At 63.0% G+C, this 14,943-nt stretch carries 12 protein-coding genes; 5 read left to right on the top strand and 7 right to left on the bottom strand.

The annotated features are described in order from the left end of the window. Window positions 1-12: 12 nt before the first annotated feature. Window positions 13-1,590, bottom strand: coding sequence for a DUF1302 domain-containing protein (locus IF189_RS14480; protein WP_192551766.1), 1,578 nt, complete (start codon window positions 1,588-1,590; stop codon window positions 13-15). Window positions 1,591-1,851: 261 nt separating this feature from the next. On the opposite strand from IF189_RS14480, the gene IF189_RS14475 reads away from it, so the two are divergent. Both IF189_RS14475 and IF189_RS14470 read left to right on the top strand, forming a co-directional pair. Continuing rightward, complete coding sequence (locus tag IF189_RS14475) at window positions 1,852-3,597, top strand: FAD-dependent oxidoreductase (protein ID WP_192551765.1); 1,746 nt, start codon at window positions 1,852-1,854, stop codon at window positions 3,595-3,597. Beyond that, window positions 3,594-4,463: an SDR family NAD(P)-dependent oxidoreductase gene (locus tag IF189_RS14470; RefSeq protein ID WP_134826971.1), complete on the top strand. Its 870-nt coding sequence runs from the start codon at window positions 3,594-3,596 to the stop codon at window positions 4,461-4,463. The genes IF189_RS14475 and IF189_RS14470 overlap by 4 nt, the downstream gene beginning before the upstream one ends. Before the next feature lie 39 nt (window positions 4,464-4,502). On the opposite strand, the gene IF189_RS14465 is transcribed toward IF189_RS14470, so the two are convergent. From IF189_RS14465 to IF189_RS14440, 6 genes are all read right to left on the bottom strand, one after another. Continuing rightward, window positions 4,503-6,059 carry a FadD3 family acyl-CoA ligase gene (locus tag IF189_RS14465; protein WP_134826970.1) on the bottom strand — a complete coding sequence of 519 codons (1,557 nt, stop codon included), beginning with the start codon at window positions 6,057-6,059 and terminating at the stop codon, window positions 4,503-4,505. A gap of 69 nt (window positions 6,060-6,128) precedes the next feature. Further along, the gene (locus tag IF189_RS14460; protein ID WP_114883131.1) at window positions 6,129-6,875 is read right to left on the bottom strand and encodes an SDR family NAD(P)-dependent oxidoreductase; all 747 of its coding nucleotides are present in this window, start codon (window positions 6,873-6,875) and stop codon (window positions 6,129-6,131) included. 100 nt (window positions 6,876-6,975) lie between these two features. Further along, window positions 6,976-8,061, bottom strand: coding sequence for a ferredoxin--NADP reductase (locus tag IF189_RS14455; RefSeq protein WP_192551764.1), 1,086 nt, complete (start codon window positions 8,059-8,061; stop codon window positions 6,976-6,978). 13 nt (window positions 8,062-8,074) lie between these two features. Continuing rightward, a complete protein-coding gene (locus IF189_RS14450) occupies window positions 8,075-8,830 on the bottom strand; it encodes a glucose 1-dehydrogenase (protein WP_085709911.1) in 756 nt (251 codons plus the stop codon). Beyond that, on the bottom strand, window positions 8,818-10,497 hold the full coding sequence (locus IF189_RS14445; RefSeq protein ID WP_192551763.1) for an FAD-binding protein: 1,680 nt from the start codon (window positions 10,495-10,497) through the stop codon (window positions 8,818-8,820). The genes IF189_RS14450 and IF189_RS14445 overlap by 13 nt, the downstream gene beginning before the upstream one ends. A gap of 9 nt (window positions 10,498-10,506) precedes the next feature. Continuing rightward, window positions 10,507-11,022, bottom strand: a complete 516-nt coding sequence (locus tag IF189_RS14440) for a flavin reductase family protein (RefSeq protein WP_085709909.1) — start codon at window positions 11,020-11,022, stop codon at window positions 10,507-10,509. Between the two features lie 257 nt (window positions 11,023-11,279). On the opposite strand from IF189_RS14440, the gene IF189_RS14435 reads away from it, so the two are divergent. The 3 genes from IF189_RS14435 to IF189_RS14425 all read left to right on the top strand — a co-directional run bounded on the left by IF189_RS14435 (window position 11,280) and on the right by IF189_RS14425 (window position 14,939). Continuing rightward, window positions 11,280-12,464 carry a flavin-dependent monooxygenase gene (locus tag IF189_RS14435; protein WP_192551762.1) on the top strand — a complete coding sequence of 395 codons (1,185 nt, stop codon included), beginning with the start codon at window positions 11,280-11,282 and terminating at the stop codon, window positions 12,462-12,464. Window positions 12,465-12,588: 124 nt separating this feature from the next. Continuing rightward, entirely contained in the window at window positions 12,589-13,710 is a 1,122-nt protein-coding gene (locus IF189_RS14430) for an LLM class flavin-dependent oxidoreductase (RefSeq protein WP_134826964.1), read from the top strand. 332 nt (window positions 13,711-14,042) lie between these two features. After that, complete coding sequence (locus IF189_RS14425; RefSeq protein ID WP_134826963.1) at window positions 14,043-14,939, top strand: VOC family protein; 897 nt, start codon at window positions 14,043-14,045, stop codon at window positions 14,937-14,939. The last annotated feature ends 4 nt before the right edge of the window (window positions 14,940-14,943 follow it).

Below are 14,943 nucleotides of genomic sequence, written 5' to 3'. Positions count from 1 at the left end.
CCGACAGGGAAATCAGAACCGGTATTTGAAGTTGAGGGCGACGTTGTCGCGGTCGGCCAACGGGCTGTTGTTGGCGTTGCCCAGGTAGGCGTTGTAACGGGCTTCGACGGTGAAGTTGCCGAGGTAGCGCCATGAGCTGCCGATGCTGGCGCGGTCGTCGCCTTCGCCCTGGTTGATCGAGCCGACAATCGAGCTGTCGCCGTGGGCCGCAGTGCTGTAGGTGATCGGCACGGACATGTCCCAGCCGCTGAACACGTCGTTGTAATCGAAGCTGACCTGGGCGGTGTAACCCCAGGCTTCGCGGTCGTAGACCAGGCTGTCGGTGCCCGGCAACGTGAAGCCCGGCGCCAGGGTCACGGGTTGCGACTTGTCGTTGCTGATGACGGTGTTGTAGACGACCTCGCCGGTGAGGGTGGTGTTGTCGGCAAAGGAGGTCGGGCCGAGCACGTAGATCATCGACGACTGCGCTTGCATGGTTTTGCCGCGTACCGCGCTGGAGAAACCGTTGTTGACCATCACCGGCGCGCCGTCGCGGTAGCTGACTTCACCGGCCCAACTGACATCGCCGATCACCGTGGAGAAACTGGCGCCGAACAGGTCGATGTTGTCGAAGTACACCGCACGATAGCGGCCCAACTCGGACTGAAAGTCCAGCGACGGAGTCTTGTCGTGATAGCGCGAGTAGTAGATGCCGAACTCGGTGTTGTTCAGCGATTCGGCGGCGTAGGTGAAGGCCACACCGTACTGGCCCTGATTGCTCGGTTTGTCGTTGGCCAGACGCGTGACGAAACCGCTGGCGTCGTTGTAGCCGCCTTCGTCGATGTAGTCGGTGGTGGAGAAGTAGCTGCCGACTCCGAACAACTGGGTCTTTTCCCATTTGTATTGGTAGTAGGCCTGGATATCGAGGCTGTCGGTGAGGCTGAACTGGGTGAACAGTTGGCCGACCGGCAGGAGGATCTCCTTGACCTCGACACCGGGCGTGGTCGACTTGGTCGCGTCCACCGGGCTCTGCGCCGCCGAAATGCCGGGATAGAACAGGCTTTCACCCCAGCTCACCACCTGATTACCCAGCCGCGCATTGAGGTTGTGCCCGCCCAGATCCCAGGTGCCGTAGGCGTAGTAATCGAGCATGCGCAATTCGTTGCGGTGCTGATCGATGGTGTCCTGGGAGAAACGGTCCGGCCGGCTGCAATGGCCGCCGGCAAAGCAGTTCGAAGTGCCGGTGTTGTTGTCGTTGTCCTGATCGTAGACGTTGTCGTAGAAGCCCGTGGCCCGCACGAACACGCCGTAGTCGTCCTGCCATTTGATGTTGGCTTCGGTGAGGAAGCCGGCGCGGTTGTTGATCAGGCTGCCTTTGGCAAACGCATTGTCGCCGTCGTTGGCATCGGCGTTGGCCGTCAGTTTGTGATCGCGACCCTCGGTCCGCCAGGCGAGGCTGTAGGTCAGTGTGGTGTCCCAGTCGACGCTCAGATCTTCGCTCGGCTGGAAGGTCATCGCGCTGGCCTGGCTGCCCAGTCCACCGGCCAGCAGCAACACGGCCAGTTGTACGAGAGGGTGAAGCGATTGTGGGGCGATTATTGTTTTTATCATGTCGTCCTCATGCCCAGGTCAGACCTGCCCGACCTGCATTTCAGGGGGGGAGTGGTGCCGTGGGCGACTATGCGGTCACCGATCTGACGCAACATCGTCCAAGCGGACTAAGCGATTTGCACGGGGGCGGAGGGCACAACCCTTAGTCCCATCGGACGATGACCACCCGACACACGCACCCAACAATCCCGAGACCGACCGCGCCGGACGAAGATCCGGCCGGCGGTTTTTGCCTTGAGGGCGCTGAGCAAGGGTGATCGCATGAAAGCTGCCGAGATCAAATGGGATGAGTGCTGCGATGTGCTGGTGGTGGGTTCCGGAGCGGCCGGGATGACCGCGGCGCTGCGCGCTCACGACCTGGGACTGAACGTGTTGCTGATCGAAAAGAGCAACGAGTACGGCGGCACCTCGGCGGTGTCCGGCGGCGGGATCTGGATTCCCGGCAACCACCGGATCGCCGCGCTGGGCGGCAGTGACAGCGCCGCCGAAGCGATTGCCTATATCCGCGCGGTGACCCACGGCGAGATCGACGACGGGCGCATCGAAGCCTACGTCGAGCACGGCAAGGAAATGGTCGAATACCTCGAACAGAAGACCCGCGTGCGCTTCGAGGCCCAGGCCAGCTACGCCGATTACTACCCGGAAGTCGAAGGCGGCAAACCCGGTTATCGCTCCATGGACCCGCAACCGTTCGACGCCGCCGAGCTGGGTGAAGAATTCCTGCGCATGCGTGCGCCATCCCCCGGCACGTTGATGATGGGGCGCATGGCGATGACCATGAAAGAGGCGCAGGTCCTGCTGTGCCGTGGCCCCGGCTGGTTGCGCCTGACGCTGAAGGTCATGTGGCGTTACTGGCGCGACCGCGAGGGCCGGCGTCTGTCGAAGCGTGACCGTTACCTGACCCTGGGCAACGCCTTGATTGGCGCCTTGCGCTGTTCGTTGCAGGATCGCGGCAAATCGCTGTGGCTGAACTGCGGGCTGGAAGAACTGCTGATTGTCGGCGACCGGGTCGGCGGTGCACAGGTCAGCCGCGAAGGGCAGCGCCTCAACGTCAAGGCGCGCTACGGCGTGATCATTGCCGCCGGTGGTTTCGAACGCAATCAGGCGATGCGCACGCAGTATCTGCCGCAACCGTCAAAGACCGGCTGGAGCGCCACGCCGCCGCACAATACCGGCGACGGCATTCGCGCAGGGCAAGCCATCGGTGCCCGCACGGCACTGATGGAACACAGCTGGTGGGCGCCGACCACCCATGTTCGCGGCGAGGAAAAACAACGGGCGATGTTCGTCGAGCGGACGTTGCCCGGTTGCGTATTGGTCAACTCGGCGGGCGAGCGCTTCGTCAACGAGGCCGCGCCCTACACCGATATCGTCGAGGCGATGTACGCCAGCAACCGCGAAGGCGCCGAGAGCGTGCCGTGCTGGATGGTGTTCGACGCCGAGTTCCGCCGTAAATACCCCTGCGGCGCGCTGTTGCCGGGGTATGCCCAGCGCGACTGGCAACTGCCCGAACACTTGCGTGATTACTTCTTCAAGGCGCCGGATCTGCAGACCCTGGCGGAGAAAATCGGTATCGATGCAGCCGGGCTGCTGCGCACCGTGCAGCGTTTCAACGGCATGGCGGTGCGCGGCCATGACGAGGACTTCCACAAGGGTGAGTCGCTGTTCGACCGCTATTACGGCGATCCCCATGTAACGCCCAATCCGTGCCTGGCGCCGCTGTTCAAGGGGCCGTTCTACGCCGTGCGCATCGACGCCGGCGACATCGGCACCAAGGGCGGGTTGCTCACTGACGTTCACGCCCGGGTCTTGCACGAGGACGGCCAGCCAATCAAAGGCCTGTACGCCATCGGCAACAGCGCCGCATCAATGATGGGCCGCACCTATCCGGGCGCAGGCTCGACCATCGGCCCGGCGATGACCTTCGGTTACCTGGCGGCCAATCACATCAAGCGCCAGAGCCAGAAGAGCGGGGCAGTGATCAGTCAGTTCGGGAGCGTCAAATGAATCGGCAAGTGGCAGTAGTGACCGGCGCCAGTCGCGGCGTCGGTCAGGGCATTGCCCTGGCGCTGGGTGCGGCGGGCATGCGGGTTTACGTCACCGGGCGTGCGCCGGAAGCTGCAGGTGCGCATCTGTATGGACAGGCATTGCCCAGTTCGCTGCACGACACGGCCGCCGCGATTACAGCGGCGGGCGGAGAGGGCGTTGCGGTGGTCTGCGATCATGCCGACGATGGGCAGGTGGCGGCACTGTTCGCTCAGGTCGAACGTGAATGCGGGCGGCTGGATCTGCTGGTGAACAATGCAGCGTTCATTCATGACCAGTTGATCGAAGCGGGGCCGTTCTGGGAGAAACCGCTGGATCTGGTGCGCATCCTTGACGTCGGCCTGCGCTCGGCGTACATCGCCAGTTACCACGCCGCGCCACTGTTGTTGAACAGTGCACAAGGGCTGATCTGCTTCACCTCGTCCTTTGGCGGCGGTTGCTACATGCACGGCCCTGCATACGGTGCGCAAAAGGCTGGTTGCGACAAACTGGCGGCAGACATGGCCATCGATTTCGAGGGCCGTGGCGTGGCGGCGTTATCGCTGTGGCTCGGGCCGCAATTGACCGAACGCACGCGGATTGCCGGCGAACAGCATGGCGAGCAATACAAGGCTTTTCTGGCGCACGCCGAAACCCCGCAATTCAACGGCCGGGTGATTCACGCGTTGCTCAATGATCCGCAGTTGATGGCGCTCTCGGGGCAGACGCTGATCACTGCCGAAATCGCTGCCGGTTACGGCATCAGCGAAGACGGCGGTCGCCAGCCACCGTCCCATCGCGCCCTGCTGGGCGACCCGCGTCAGCAGCATCCGGCCCGGGTGATCTGAAGGTCATTCCCCCAGTGGGCGTCCACTGGGGGACAGCAGTCAGCTCAGCGCCCACTCCCGCAACACATTCTTGGTCACTTTGCCCGCCGCGTTCAGCGGCATGCTTTCCAGCACCTGCACCCGACGCGGCACCTTGTAGTTGGCCATCTGCTCACGGCACCAGGCGAGGAACCGGGCCTGCTCGATCTCGACACCCGGCGCCGGCAGCAGGAAGGCCATGGCCACTTCGCCCAGACGTTCATCGGGAATGCCGATCACCGCCACCTGCGCCACGCCGGGATAACCCAACAGACAGTGTTCGATTTCCGCCGGGTAAACGTTGAAACCGCCGGTGATGAACATGTCCTTGAGGCGGTCGGTGATGCGCAGATAACCCTGTTCGTCGAGCACGCCGATATCACCGGTGTGCAGCCAGCCGTCGGCGTCGAGGACTTCCTGACTGGCCTGCGGATCATTGAAATAACCCTGCATCAGGTTGTAGCCGCGCACCTGGATTTCGCCGGGAACGTTCACCGGCTGGCTGCGACCGTTGGCGCCGATGCAGCGCACTTCCACCCCCGGCATGGCCCGGCCGCTGGTGGACGCCAGCAATTCCAGCGAATCTCCCGGCCGGCAGATCGTGGCAAAACCGCAGGTTTCGGTCAGGCCATACGCCGTGACGATGGTGGCGAAACCGAGTTCATCACGCATGCGGCGGATCATCTCCACCGGAATTGTTGCAGCGCCGGTGACAGCAATGCGCAAGGACGTCAGGTCGTATACATCGCGCTGCGGATGGGCAAGCAAGGATTGATAGAGGGTCGGCGGGCCGGGCAGCACGGTGATTTGTTCGCGCTGCACGCATTCGAGCACGGCCTGCACCTCGAACACCTGCTGCGGCACGATGGTGCAGCCGCGCATCAGCGCCGCCAGCCAACCGGCCTTGTACCCGAAGGAATGGAAGAACGGATTGACGATCAGGTAGCGATCGCCTTCGCGCAGACCGACCACTTCACTCCAGTCGCGCACCACTCGCAGGGTTTGCCCGTGATTGCTCATCACGCCTTTGGGCTTGCCGGTGGTGCCCGAGGTGAACAGCAGGTCGGAGAGGTCTTGCGGGCCGAGCGCCTGTTCGCGTGTTTGCAGGGATTCGGGCGAGACTTTGCCAGCCAGCGCCAGAAACGCGTCCCAGCCGTCGCTGCGTAAGGTGACGATGTGGCGCAGCGCCGGCAAATCTTCGGCGGCGAGCATGCGCGGATAATCGGCACCGAGGAATTCGCCAATGGCAAACAGCACACAGGCGCCGCTCTGGCGCAGGATGAAACCGGCCTCGCTGCCTTTCATGCGCGTATTGAGCGGCACCAGTGCAGCGCCGACGCTTTGCAGCGCAGCGGCGGCGACAATCCATTCCCAGAGATTCGGTGCCCAGATCGCCACGCGGTCGCCGGGCTGGATGTTCAACGCCAACAGCGCCCGGGCAGCCTGGCTGCGCAGTTGATCGAGTTGCCGGTAGCTGATTGAGCGCCCATCATCCTCGATGGCCGGGCGGTCGCCATAGTTGCGGGCAGCGTTGGCGAACAGTTGGACGATGGTCAGTGCGTTTTCGACAGGCAGCATGGGGCCTCCTCGGCCAGAGGACAGGTGCGGAAGAAAGGGGTGTGCCGGGCAGGCGCCCGGCAAGGCGAATCAGGCGGCGGGCGGGGCGAAGCGGCGACCGGCGGAGAAACCGCCGTCCACGGCGATCATCTGGCCGCTGACAAAGGACGCTTCGTCCGAGGCCAGGAACAGCGCGACATTGGCCACTTCTTCCGGCTGCCCGGAGCGATTGAGCATGTGTTGCGAGGCGAAGAAGGCGTGGAAGGCTTCGTGCTCGCGGACCATGCTGGTCATCGGGGTTTCGATCAGGCCGGGGCACAGACCGTTGACGCGAATATTGGCGTAACCGAAGTCGATCGCCATCGAGCGCGTCAGCTGGTTGATGCCGCCCTTGGACACGTTGTACGCGACGTTGCCGTCGCAACCCTGCAAGCCAAAGATCGAGCCGATATTGATGATCGAGCCGCTGCGTCGGGGCTCCATCGAAGCCAGCGCGTATTTGCTGGTGAGCATGCTGCCGGTCAGGTTGATGTCCAGCACCCGTTGCCAGTTGGCGGTGCTGGTCTGGGTGACACTGCCCTGGTCGGCGACGCCGGCCGCGTTGACCAACACGTCGATGTGGCCGAAATGGTTCACGACTTCCTGCATGACCTGTTGCACCTGCGCTTCATCGCGCACATCCAGGGTCATGAACAGGCCCGGAAAATCCGCCGGGGCGTTGCCGATGTCCAGGCCGACAACCTGCGCGCCTTCGGCGGCAAAGCGCCGCACGCAGGCCAGGCCGATCCCCGATGCGCCGCCGGTAACCACCGCGACCTTGTTTTGCAAACGAGCCATAACTGCACCTCTTTTATTGTTTTTGGGCCAATGGGCTGGCCGAGTCTAACTGCAGATCGCATCCGGGAGATCGTCCGTTGAGACTATTGTCGACGGGCGCTCAATCCGGGAACTTCAAGCGCACCCGCGCACCGCTCGGGCGGCTCTGGCAGGCCAGGGTCCAGCCTTCGGCCAGCTCTCTGGGGCTCAGCACGTCGTTGCGGGCCATATGGGTTTCGCCTTCCTCGACCACGCACATGCAGGCGCCGCAAAAACCTTCTTCGCAGGAGGAGGGCACGTCGAGGCCGGCGGCCTTGCAGCTTTGCAGCAGGGTGTCGCCGGGCTGACAGGCAATTTCGTGTTGCTGGCCGTCGAGTACGATCACCAGCGATTCGCAGCGCGAGCCGAGGGAGGCTTGCCGGGCGGCGGCTTCTTCAGCCAGCAACTCGTCGGGGTCGGGCGGCGAGACGAAGCGTTCGACGTGGATGCGTTCAGCGGCCTCACCGAGTTCCAGCAAAGTCCGCTCAACGGTGTCCATGAACGGCCCCGGGCCGCAGATGAAGTAATCGCCGCCGGCAGACCCATTCAGCAAATGGCGCACCTGGTCGGCGGTCAGAAAACCTTGCACCGAATCCAGCGCGTGCAGCACTTGCAGTTGTTCCGGGTGGGCCTGGGCCAGTTGCCGCAGCTCATCCTTGAAAATCACCGACGCTTCATCGCGATTGGCGTAGATCAACTTGATCGGCCGCCGGCTGCGCTGCAGCGTCGATTTGAGAATGGAAAACACCGGGGTGATGCCCGATCCGCCGCCGAACAGCACCAAAGGTTTATCGTCATCCGGCTGATGCTCATCGAGGCAGAAATGCCCGGCCGGCGGCAAGACTTCCAGCCAGTCACCGACCTGCACCTCGTTCATCCGGTTCGACACCCGACCGCCCTCGACCCGTTTCACCGTGACTTTGGGGCGCTCATCGGTCAGCGGCGAACTGGCCATGGAATAGCAGCGGGTCAGCAGCTTGCCGGCACAGGGCACGCGAAACGTCAGGAACTGCCCCGGTTTATAGGCAAAGCGCTCACGCAGGTCTGGCGGGATGTCCAGCACCAGCGAGCGGGCATCGGCGGTTTCGTCGATCACCGCGCACACCTTCAAGGAATAGCTGGCTGCCGTGGCCTGGGCCGGTGTCAGGTTCTGTTGTTGCGTGCCCATTTTCACCTCGGCCTCAAAGCCCGCTGATCAATTGGGCGTTGTCGACGCGGATCTCGGCACCGTTGACGAAACGCGACTCATCGGTGGCGAGGAACAGCACCACATTGGCAATGTCGGCCGGCGCGCACATGCGGTTCATCGGGTCTTGGTCGAGGTCCTGTTGATTGATCGCCACGCCGCCGGTGAGGGCTTGAGTCATCGGTGTGTTGACGCCGTCCGGGTGCACGCTGTTGCAGCGAATACGGTAACCCTGCTGCTTGCAGTGCAGGGCAATCGAACGGGTCATCGCCGCCACCGCGCCCTTGGACGCCGAATAGGCGCAGAACATCGGCATCGCGCCCAGCGCGGCCACCGAGGACATGTTGATGATCGAACCGCCACCGGTTTCCTTCATCGCCTGAATCGCGTACTTGCAGCCGAGGAAGTAGCCGTCGCCGTTGATTTTCTGCACCTTCTGCCACAGCTCCAGCGTGGTGTCTTCGATGCTGCCCAACGCCAGGATTGCGGCGTTGTTGACCAGCACGTCGAGGCGGCCGAAGTGTTCCAGGGTGGTCTTGATCACGTTCTGCCAGTCGCTTTCGCTGGCGATGTCGTGACGGATGAACAGCGCGTTGCTGCCGATTTGCGCGGCCACTTCACGGCCGGCGCTGTCGTTGAGATCGGTCAGCACCACCTTGGCGCCTTCGCGGGCCAGAAGCAGGGCGTCTTCGCGACCGATGCCGCTGGCGGCGCCGGTGATGATGCAGACTTTGCCTTCTACACGTTGCATTGTTGTTCTCCTGAGCGTGTGGTTTGAGCAGCAAGTTGTTCGGCCACATAAGCGGCGGCGCGCCGGCCGGAATAAATGCAATCGGCCAGGGACAGGCCCGAGACATACAGATTCGAAGCGACCCCGACCGCGTTGCGCCCGGCGCTGTACAGGCCGGCAATCGGCTGGTCGGCGTGGTTCAGCACCTGACCGCTGGTTTCGCAGACTTTCAGCCCGCCGAGGGTGATGACGGGGCAGGGGAAGAGGCGGCTGGCGAAGGACAGGTCGAGGGCGTACCACGGGCCTTGGTCCATGTCGGCGAGCATCGCTGGCGACTTGCCGAACGGATCGACGATGTCTGCGCGTGCGGCGCGGCTGTAGGTGTTCACGGTGCGTTGCAGGTTGTCGGGCGGTAATCCGCAGCGCTTGGCCAGATCGGCAAGACTGCGGCTGCGTCTGGCGTTGAACAGCAGATTGAGCAGCACCGGCAAACGCTGGAAAGCCCAGACTTTGCCCGGGCCGACCTGACGCAACGCCTCGCGTACCAGCGCCCGGTCGAGAATCAGGATGGCGCGGCCGTCCTGTTCTTCCACCATTGAATGGCCGAGGGTCGCGCCGTAGATTTCTTCGTTGGCGTAGCGCTCGCCACGGGCATTGACGATCAGGCCCCGGGCCCAGGCCAGCGGCGGATTGATGAAACGCCAGGCGCTGACTTTGTCCATCCGCGCCACGCGGCCGCCGGCACTCTGGCCCAGGGCGATGCCGCTGCCGTTGCAACCGGTGGTGCCCAGCGGCAGACCGGGCAAATAGCGCGGCGCATGCTGACGCACCCATTCGCGGTTGAAGATGAAACCGCCGCTGCTGAGCAATACGGCGTGGTCGGCGCGAATCAATTGCCGTTCGGCACTCGCGAGTTCGATGCGCCGCAAGCGAGCGCGCAACCGATCGGCCACTGCCGGCGCGTACATGTGAATCGCCGTGGCCCAGCGTGACAAGCGGGCATGTTGCCTCGCTGCCCGACTTCCCGGTGGCAACTGCCAGGCTTCAACGCCGACCACGCGGTCATTGGCATCAATCACCAGACGCCGGACTTCACACTGGCTGCGCAGGCGTGCGCCGAGGCGCAAGGCGCTGGCTTTCAACGGGGCGAAAAGGCTCGCGCCCGACAGGCCGGGGCCTTTGGTGCGATGGCCGCGGGGTGCCGCTTTGGCGATCGCGGCGTAGGCCGGGACGGCTTCGTTGCCGGAGTAGTAAAGGTAGAACTGGTCGCTCGGGTAGGACGTCTTGTGCGGCGGCACGCTGGATTCGAATGCCACGCCCTGGCGTTCGAGCCAGGCCAGTTGCTCGCAACTGCCTTCGCAGAAGTCGCGCAGGGTCTGTGGACTCACGGCTTCGCCGACTTCCTGACGCAGGTAGTTGAACATCGCGCCGCGGCTGTCTTCGTAACCGGCCTGGCGCTGATACGGCGTGCCGCCCCCGGCATACACCACGCCACCGCTGATGGCCGTGGCACCGCCGCCGGCGAAGCGGTCCAGTGCCAACACCGACAAGCCGCGACTGGCCGCCTCGATTGCCGCGCAGACGCCGGCACCGCCAAAACCGACCACCAGCAAATCGCTGCGATCATCCCAATCCAACTGCTCGGCGCTGTTCACGCGCAATGGCGACAACTGTTGTTGAGCGTCCATGGCCCGGCCTCAGCCCGCAGCAGCAAAGGCAGATGCCGGATTGGCGGTGGTGGTGTAGCTGCCGTCGAGGTAGACCAGCGGAGTGATGGCGTCGCTGGTGTGGATTTGCAGGATGCGCCCGATGAATACGGTGTGGGTGCCATAGCTGAAATGGCCGTCCTGACGGCAGAGGATCGCCGACTGAGCGTCACTCAGGTACGGAATGCCGCCGGGGCTGGTCAGCCAGTTGCCCTGGTCGAAACGTGCCTCGCCTTTGATCGAACCGCTGCAGCGATGGGCCAGACCTTGCTGCTCTACGCCAAGGATGTTCACACAGAAGTCCGCGCCGGTAGCCAATGCCGCGTGGGAAGAGGCGGTCTTGTTCACGCAGATCAGCAGCGACGGCGGCTCGGTGCTGAGGGAATCGACCGCCGTGGCGGCCATGGCGAAACGCTCGGAGCCGTTGCTGGTACTGATGATGGTGACTGACTTGGCCAGACGGCGCATGGCCTGGAGCATGTCGGCTTTCAGATTGTCGTCGTTCATCGCACTCGTCCTGTGGTTGTACTGGAGTGCGATGGATTTTTGCGCTGGCGTGCCTGTGCAGCATCGTCCGAGGGGACTAGGCCTTTGGGTGTTCCGCGTACGTGCCTCGGATCATCAGCGACATGGTCCGTTTGAGGGATGTCCGCCTCTTTTCACATTGTTTGAATGCCGCACAGGAGGCAGACACCGCAAGTGCGGCACGTGCCTCGCTGCACGCGCGCCCCGGCGGACGGGGTGAACAATGGAGAACAATAAAAATGCTCAACCAAGACCTGATTCGCCAGCGTCTGAGCCAGCGTGCCCGCGAGCTGGTACCGATTCTGCGTGAGCGCGCCCTGGACGCCGCACACGCCGGCCAGTTGCCGGAACAGACCCTGAAGGATTTTCAGGAAGCGGGGTTCTTCCGCATCCTGCAGCCGGCACGCTGGGAAGGCTATGAACTGGAACCCAAGGATTTCTTCGAAGTGCAGATGACCCTCGCCGAGGGCTGCATGTCTTCGGCCTGGGTGCTTGGCGTCGTGGCGATTCATAACTGGCAGATGGCGCTGTTCGACGACCGTGCGGCGCAGGATGTCTGGGGCGATGACTCCAGCGTGCTGATTTCTTCTTCCTATATGCCGGTGGGCAAGGTCGAACGGGTGGAGGGCGGTTTCAGGCTCAGCGGTCGCTGGGGCTTTTCTTCCGGCAGCAAGCATTGCGAGTGGGCGTTTCTCGGGGCCCTGGTGCCGGCTGAGGAGGCGGGTGGTGCGCCGGATTACCGGACGTTCCTGGTGCCGCGCAGTGACTATCAAATCGTCGATAACTGGAACGTCATGGGGCTGGAAGCCACCGGTTCTCACGACATCCTGGTGGAGAACGCCTTCGTTCCCGAATACCGCACCCATCGCGCGTTCGACGGTTTCATGCAGAACAGCCCCGGGAATGCGGTGAACACCGCGCCGCTGTTTCGTCTGCCGTTCGGGCAGATTTTCGTGCGGGCGGTGTCGTCGGCGGCCATCGGTGCGCTGCAAGGCGCGGTGAATCAGTTTGTCGAACACAACCGCGCGCGGGTCGGGGTCAACGACGGCCGCAAGATGGTTCAGGACCCGGCGGCGCAATCGGCGCTGGCCAACGCCATGGTCTGCGTCGACGAATGCAAGACCGTGCTCTATCGCAACTTCGCCTTGATGCTGGAGCGGGCGCAAAAAACCGAGCCGCTGAGCATGCCCGAGCGAGTGAGGATGCGTTACGACTCCGCGCTGGTCGCCGACAAGTGCGCGAAAGCGGTGGGCGAGCTGATGTTCAACAGCGGCGCCTCGACGATTTTCCGCAGCCACCCGATCAACCGTGCGTTCCGCGACATTCACACCGGTCGCGCCCACGTCGCCAACAGCCCGGCGAAGTACGCCTGGAACCTTGGCGCCGTGAGCATGGGCCAGGACAGCAGCGACTTTTTCCTCTGAGCCCATTGCGCTGAATCGGCTAGTCCGTTTGCAGGATTCCGGCGCCCGGGCTTTCCCTGAGCATGAGCGCCAAGGCGTCGCTCACCCGCGCCGGTTGCGCATCCAACAAGTACAAGGATCAACCATGAAATTTTCCCTGATTTACGAAGCCCAGACGGTGGATTCCAGCCGTGAAGGCGATCGCAAGATTTTCGAAGACACCGTCGAGCAGGCCGTGCTGGCCGACAAACTGGGCTTCGATACATTCTGGTGCGTGGAGCACACGGCGCTCAGCAACTATTCGCACATGTCCGCGCCCGAAACCATGCTGGCGTTCGTCGCTGGCAAGACCGAGCGGATCGGCATCGGCCACGGCGTGGTCTGCCTGCCGCCGGCGATGAACCACCCGGTGAAAGTCGCGGAGCGCATCGCCACCCTCGACCTGTTGTCCAAGGGCCGCGTGCATTTCGGCGTCGGCAAGGGCGGCACCCAGCAGGAGGCCGGCACCTTCGGCTACGACCTGACGACGTTGCAGCCGCAGATCGACGAGATGATGTACCTGATCCCGAAAATGTTCGTATTCGACGAGATCGAGCATCAGGGCGACTTCGTGCAGATCCCGAAACGGCCGATCCATCCCAAGCCTTACCAGGATCCACACCCGCCGATGTACCTCGCCTGCACCAACACCGATTCGCTGAACAAGGCCGGCAGTCGCGGCATGGGCGCACTGGTGCTGGGTTTTGGCGGCCCGGAAGAAATCGCCAAGAAGGTCGAGGTCTATCACCAGGCCTGGGACAACCGTGACGTGAAACATCAGGTGGGCTTCCGTCCCAACCGCCACATCGCCGCGCTGTGCCCGGCGATCGTGCTGGAAAACAACGAAGAGGCGCGGCGCATCGGCATCCGTGGCCAGCGGTATTTCATGGAGTCGCTGGGTTACTGGTACGGCGGCGGTGAGCGTCCGGACCCGGAAAAGTGGAAGGACGACACTTTCGTCGATGGCAACGGGCAGAGCGTGATCAAGTCGCGGTTTGCCTCGGAAGAGGTCAGCGTCGATTTCTCCGACCCGACCATGGCCATGATGAACCCGAACCATGCCTACGGCACTGTTGAGGATTGTATCGGCTACGTGCAGCGGCTGATTGATGCGGGTGCCGACGAAATTCTGTTTATTTGCCAGATGGGCACCGTGCCGCAGTGGGCGCAGCTGGAGACGTTGAAGAATATTGGCGAGAAAGTCATTCCGCACTTCCGCAAATCCTGATCAAACGCCCCGTAACCTGTGGGAGCGGGCTTGCCCGCGATGAGGCAATTAAATCCAGCATCTCTGTTGTCAGAAACACCGCCATCGCGGGCAAGCCCGCTCCCACAGGTTTTTGTATTGCTCTTCCTCGCTTCATCAAGGGCTGGAACGGAATCCAGTCCCCATTTCCAACGGGTCCCCAAGGCCCGTTTTTTTATGCCTGCGTTCCGGGGCTACGCTAGTCCCATTGGACGATGTTTCCCCTCTGCGAACCCGTTTGAATAGGCCTCGATACAGTCTCCCCGGCAAACGCCGTCGGGCGGCTCGGCCTGAGAACAACGAGGAGTGCATCCATGGATATCCGTGGTCTGGGTTACGTCACCCTGTTATCCAGCGATCTGGCGCAGTGGCGGCAGTACGCAAGTCAGGTGCTCGGCATGATGGTGGCCGGCAGCGATGACGATGAGCGTCTGTACCTGAAAATGGACGAACGCCACCACCGGATTCTGGTGGAGAAGAGCACCGAGAACGGCTTCGGCGCCTGCGGTTGGGAAGTGTCGGGCAAAGCGGCGCTTGAACAGGCGGTCAGCGAGCTGGAGCAGGCCGATGTGCAAGTCCTCCGTGGCACCGAGGCTCAGGCCCGGGACCGCAAAGTCCAGGAACTGGTGCACTTCAGCGACCCGGACGGCAACCGTCATGAACTGTTCTGGGGGCCGTTGCAGGACTTCGCGCGCTTCGTTTCACCGGTCGGCGTGAAGGGCTTCGTCACCAATGAATTGGGTATGGGCCATGTGGTGCTGCCGGCGCCGGGCTTCGACCGTTGCCGGGATTTCTACGAACAGGTGCTCGGTTTCGGCCTCTCAGACTTGATGAAAGTCCGCTTCACACCGGACCCGGCCGAGCCGCAAAAACGCATTCACTTCCTGCATTGCAACAACGGCCGCCACCACTCGCTGGCGATTTTCGAGTGCCCGATGCCCCACGGCTGCGTGCACATGATGGTCGAGGTCAACGCCCTGGATGAAGTCGGTCGTGCCCTCGACCGGGTGCAGGCCAACGGCGTAAAGATGTCCGCCACCCTCGGCCAGCACACCAACGACCAGATGATCTCGTTCTACATCAAGACCCCGTCCGGGTTTGACCTGGAATACGGCTGCGATGGCCTGGTGGTCGATTGGGACCAGCACACCCCGTTCGAAAGCACCGTGGTCAGCCACTGGGGCCATGACTTCAGTGTCGGTCGCCAATGAGGAA

The organism is Pseudomonas sp. IzPS59 (genome assembly GCF_014863505.1).
Classification (GTDB): domain Bacteria; phylum Pseudomonadota; class Gammaproteobacteria; order Pseudomonadales; family Pseudomonadaceae; genus Aquipseudomonas; species Aquipseudomonas kribbensis.
Note: the sequence above shows the minus strand (reverse complement) of the source record. Positions and strands in the feature narration are given on the sequence as shown.

Excerpts from the sequence above, each read along its gene's own strand:
- IF189_RS14425 (WP_134826963.1), top strand. The coding sequence starts at position 14,043 with ATGGATATCCGTGGTCTGGGTTACGTCACCCTGTTATCCAGCGATCTG.
- IF189_RS14470 (WP_134826971.1), top strand. The coding sequence starts at position 3,594 with ATGAATCGGCAAGTGGCAGTAGTGACCGGCGCCAGTCGCGGCGTCGGT.
- IF189_RS14430 (WP_134826964.1), top strand. The coding sequence starts at position 12,589 with ATGAAATTTTCCCTGATTTACGAAGCCCAGACGGTGGATTCCAGCCGT.
- IF189_RS14440 (WP_085709909.1), bottom strand. The coding sequence starts at position 11,022 with ATGAACGACGACAATCTGAAAGCCGACATGCTCCAGGCCATGCGCCGT.
- IF189_RS14455 (WP_192551764.1), bottom strand. The coding sequence starts at position 8,061 with ATGGGCACGCAACAACAGAACCTGACACCGGCCCAGGCCACGGCAGCC.
- IF189_RS14475 (WP_192551765.1), top strand. The coding sequence starts at position 1,852 with ATGAAAGCTGCCGAGATCAAATGGGATGAGTGCTGCGATGTGCTGGTG.
- IF189_RS14445 (WP_192551763.1), bottom strand. The coding sequence starts at position 10,497 with ATGGACGCTCAACAACAGTTGTCGCCATTGCGCGTGAACAGCGCCGAG.
- IF189_RS14450 (WP_085709911.1), bottom strand. The coding sequence starts at position 8,830 with ATGCAACGTGTAGAAGGCAAAGTCTGCATCATCACCGGCGCCGCCAGC.
- IF189_RS14435 (WP_192551762.1), top strand. The coding sequence starts at position 11,280 with ATGCTCAACCAAGACCTGATTCGCCAGCGTCTGAGCCAGCGTGCCCGC.
- IF189_RS14465 (WP_134826970.1), bottom strand. The coding sequence starts at position 6,059 with ATGCTGCCTGTCGAAAACGCACTGACCATCGTCCAACTGTTCGCCAAC.
- IF189_RS14460 (WP_114883131.1), bottom strand. The coding sequence starts at position 6,875 with ATGGCTCGTTTGCAAAACAAGGTCGCGGTGGTTACCGGCGGCGCATCG.
- IF189_RS14480 (WP_192551766.1), bottom strand. The coding sequence starts at position 1,590 with ATGATAAAAACAATAATCGCCCCACAATCGCTTCACCCTCTCGTACAA.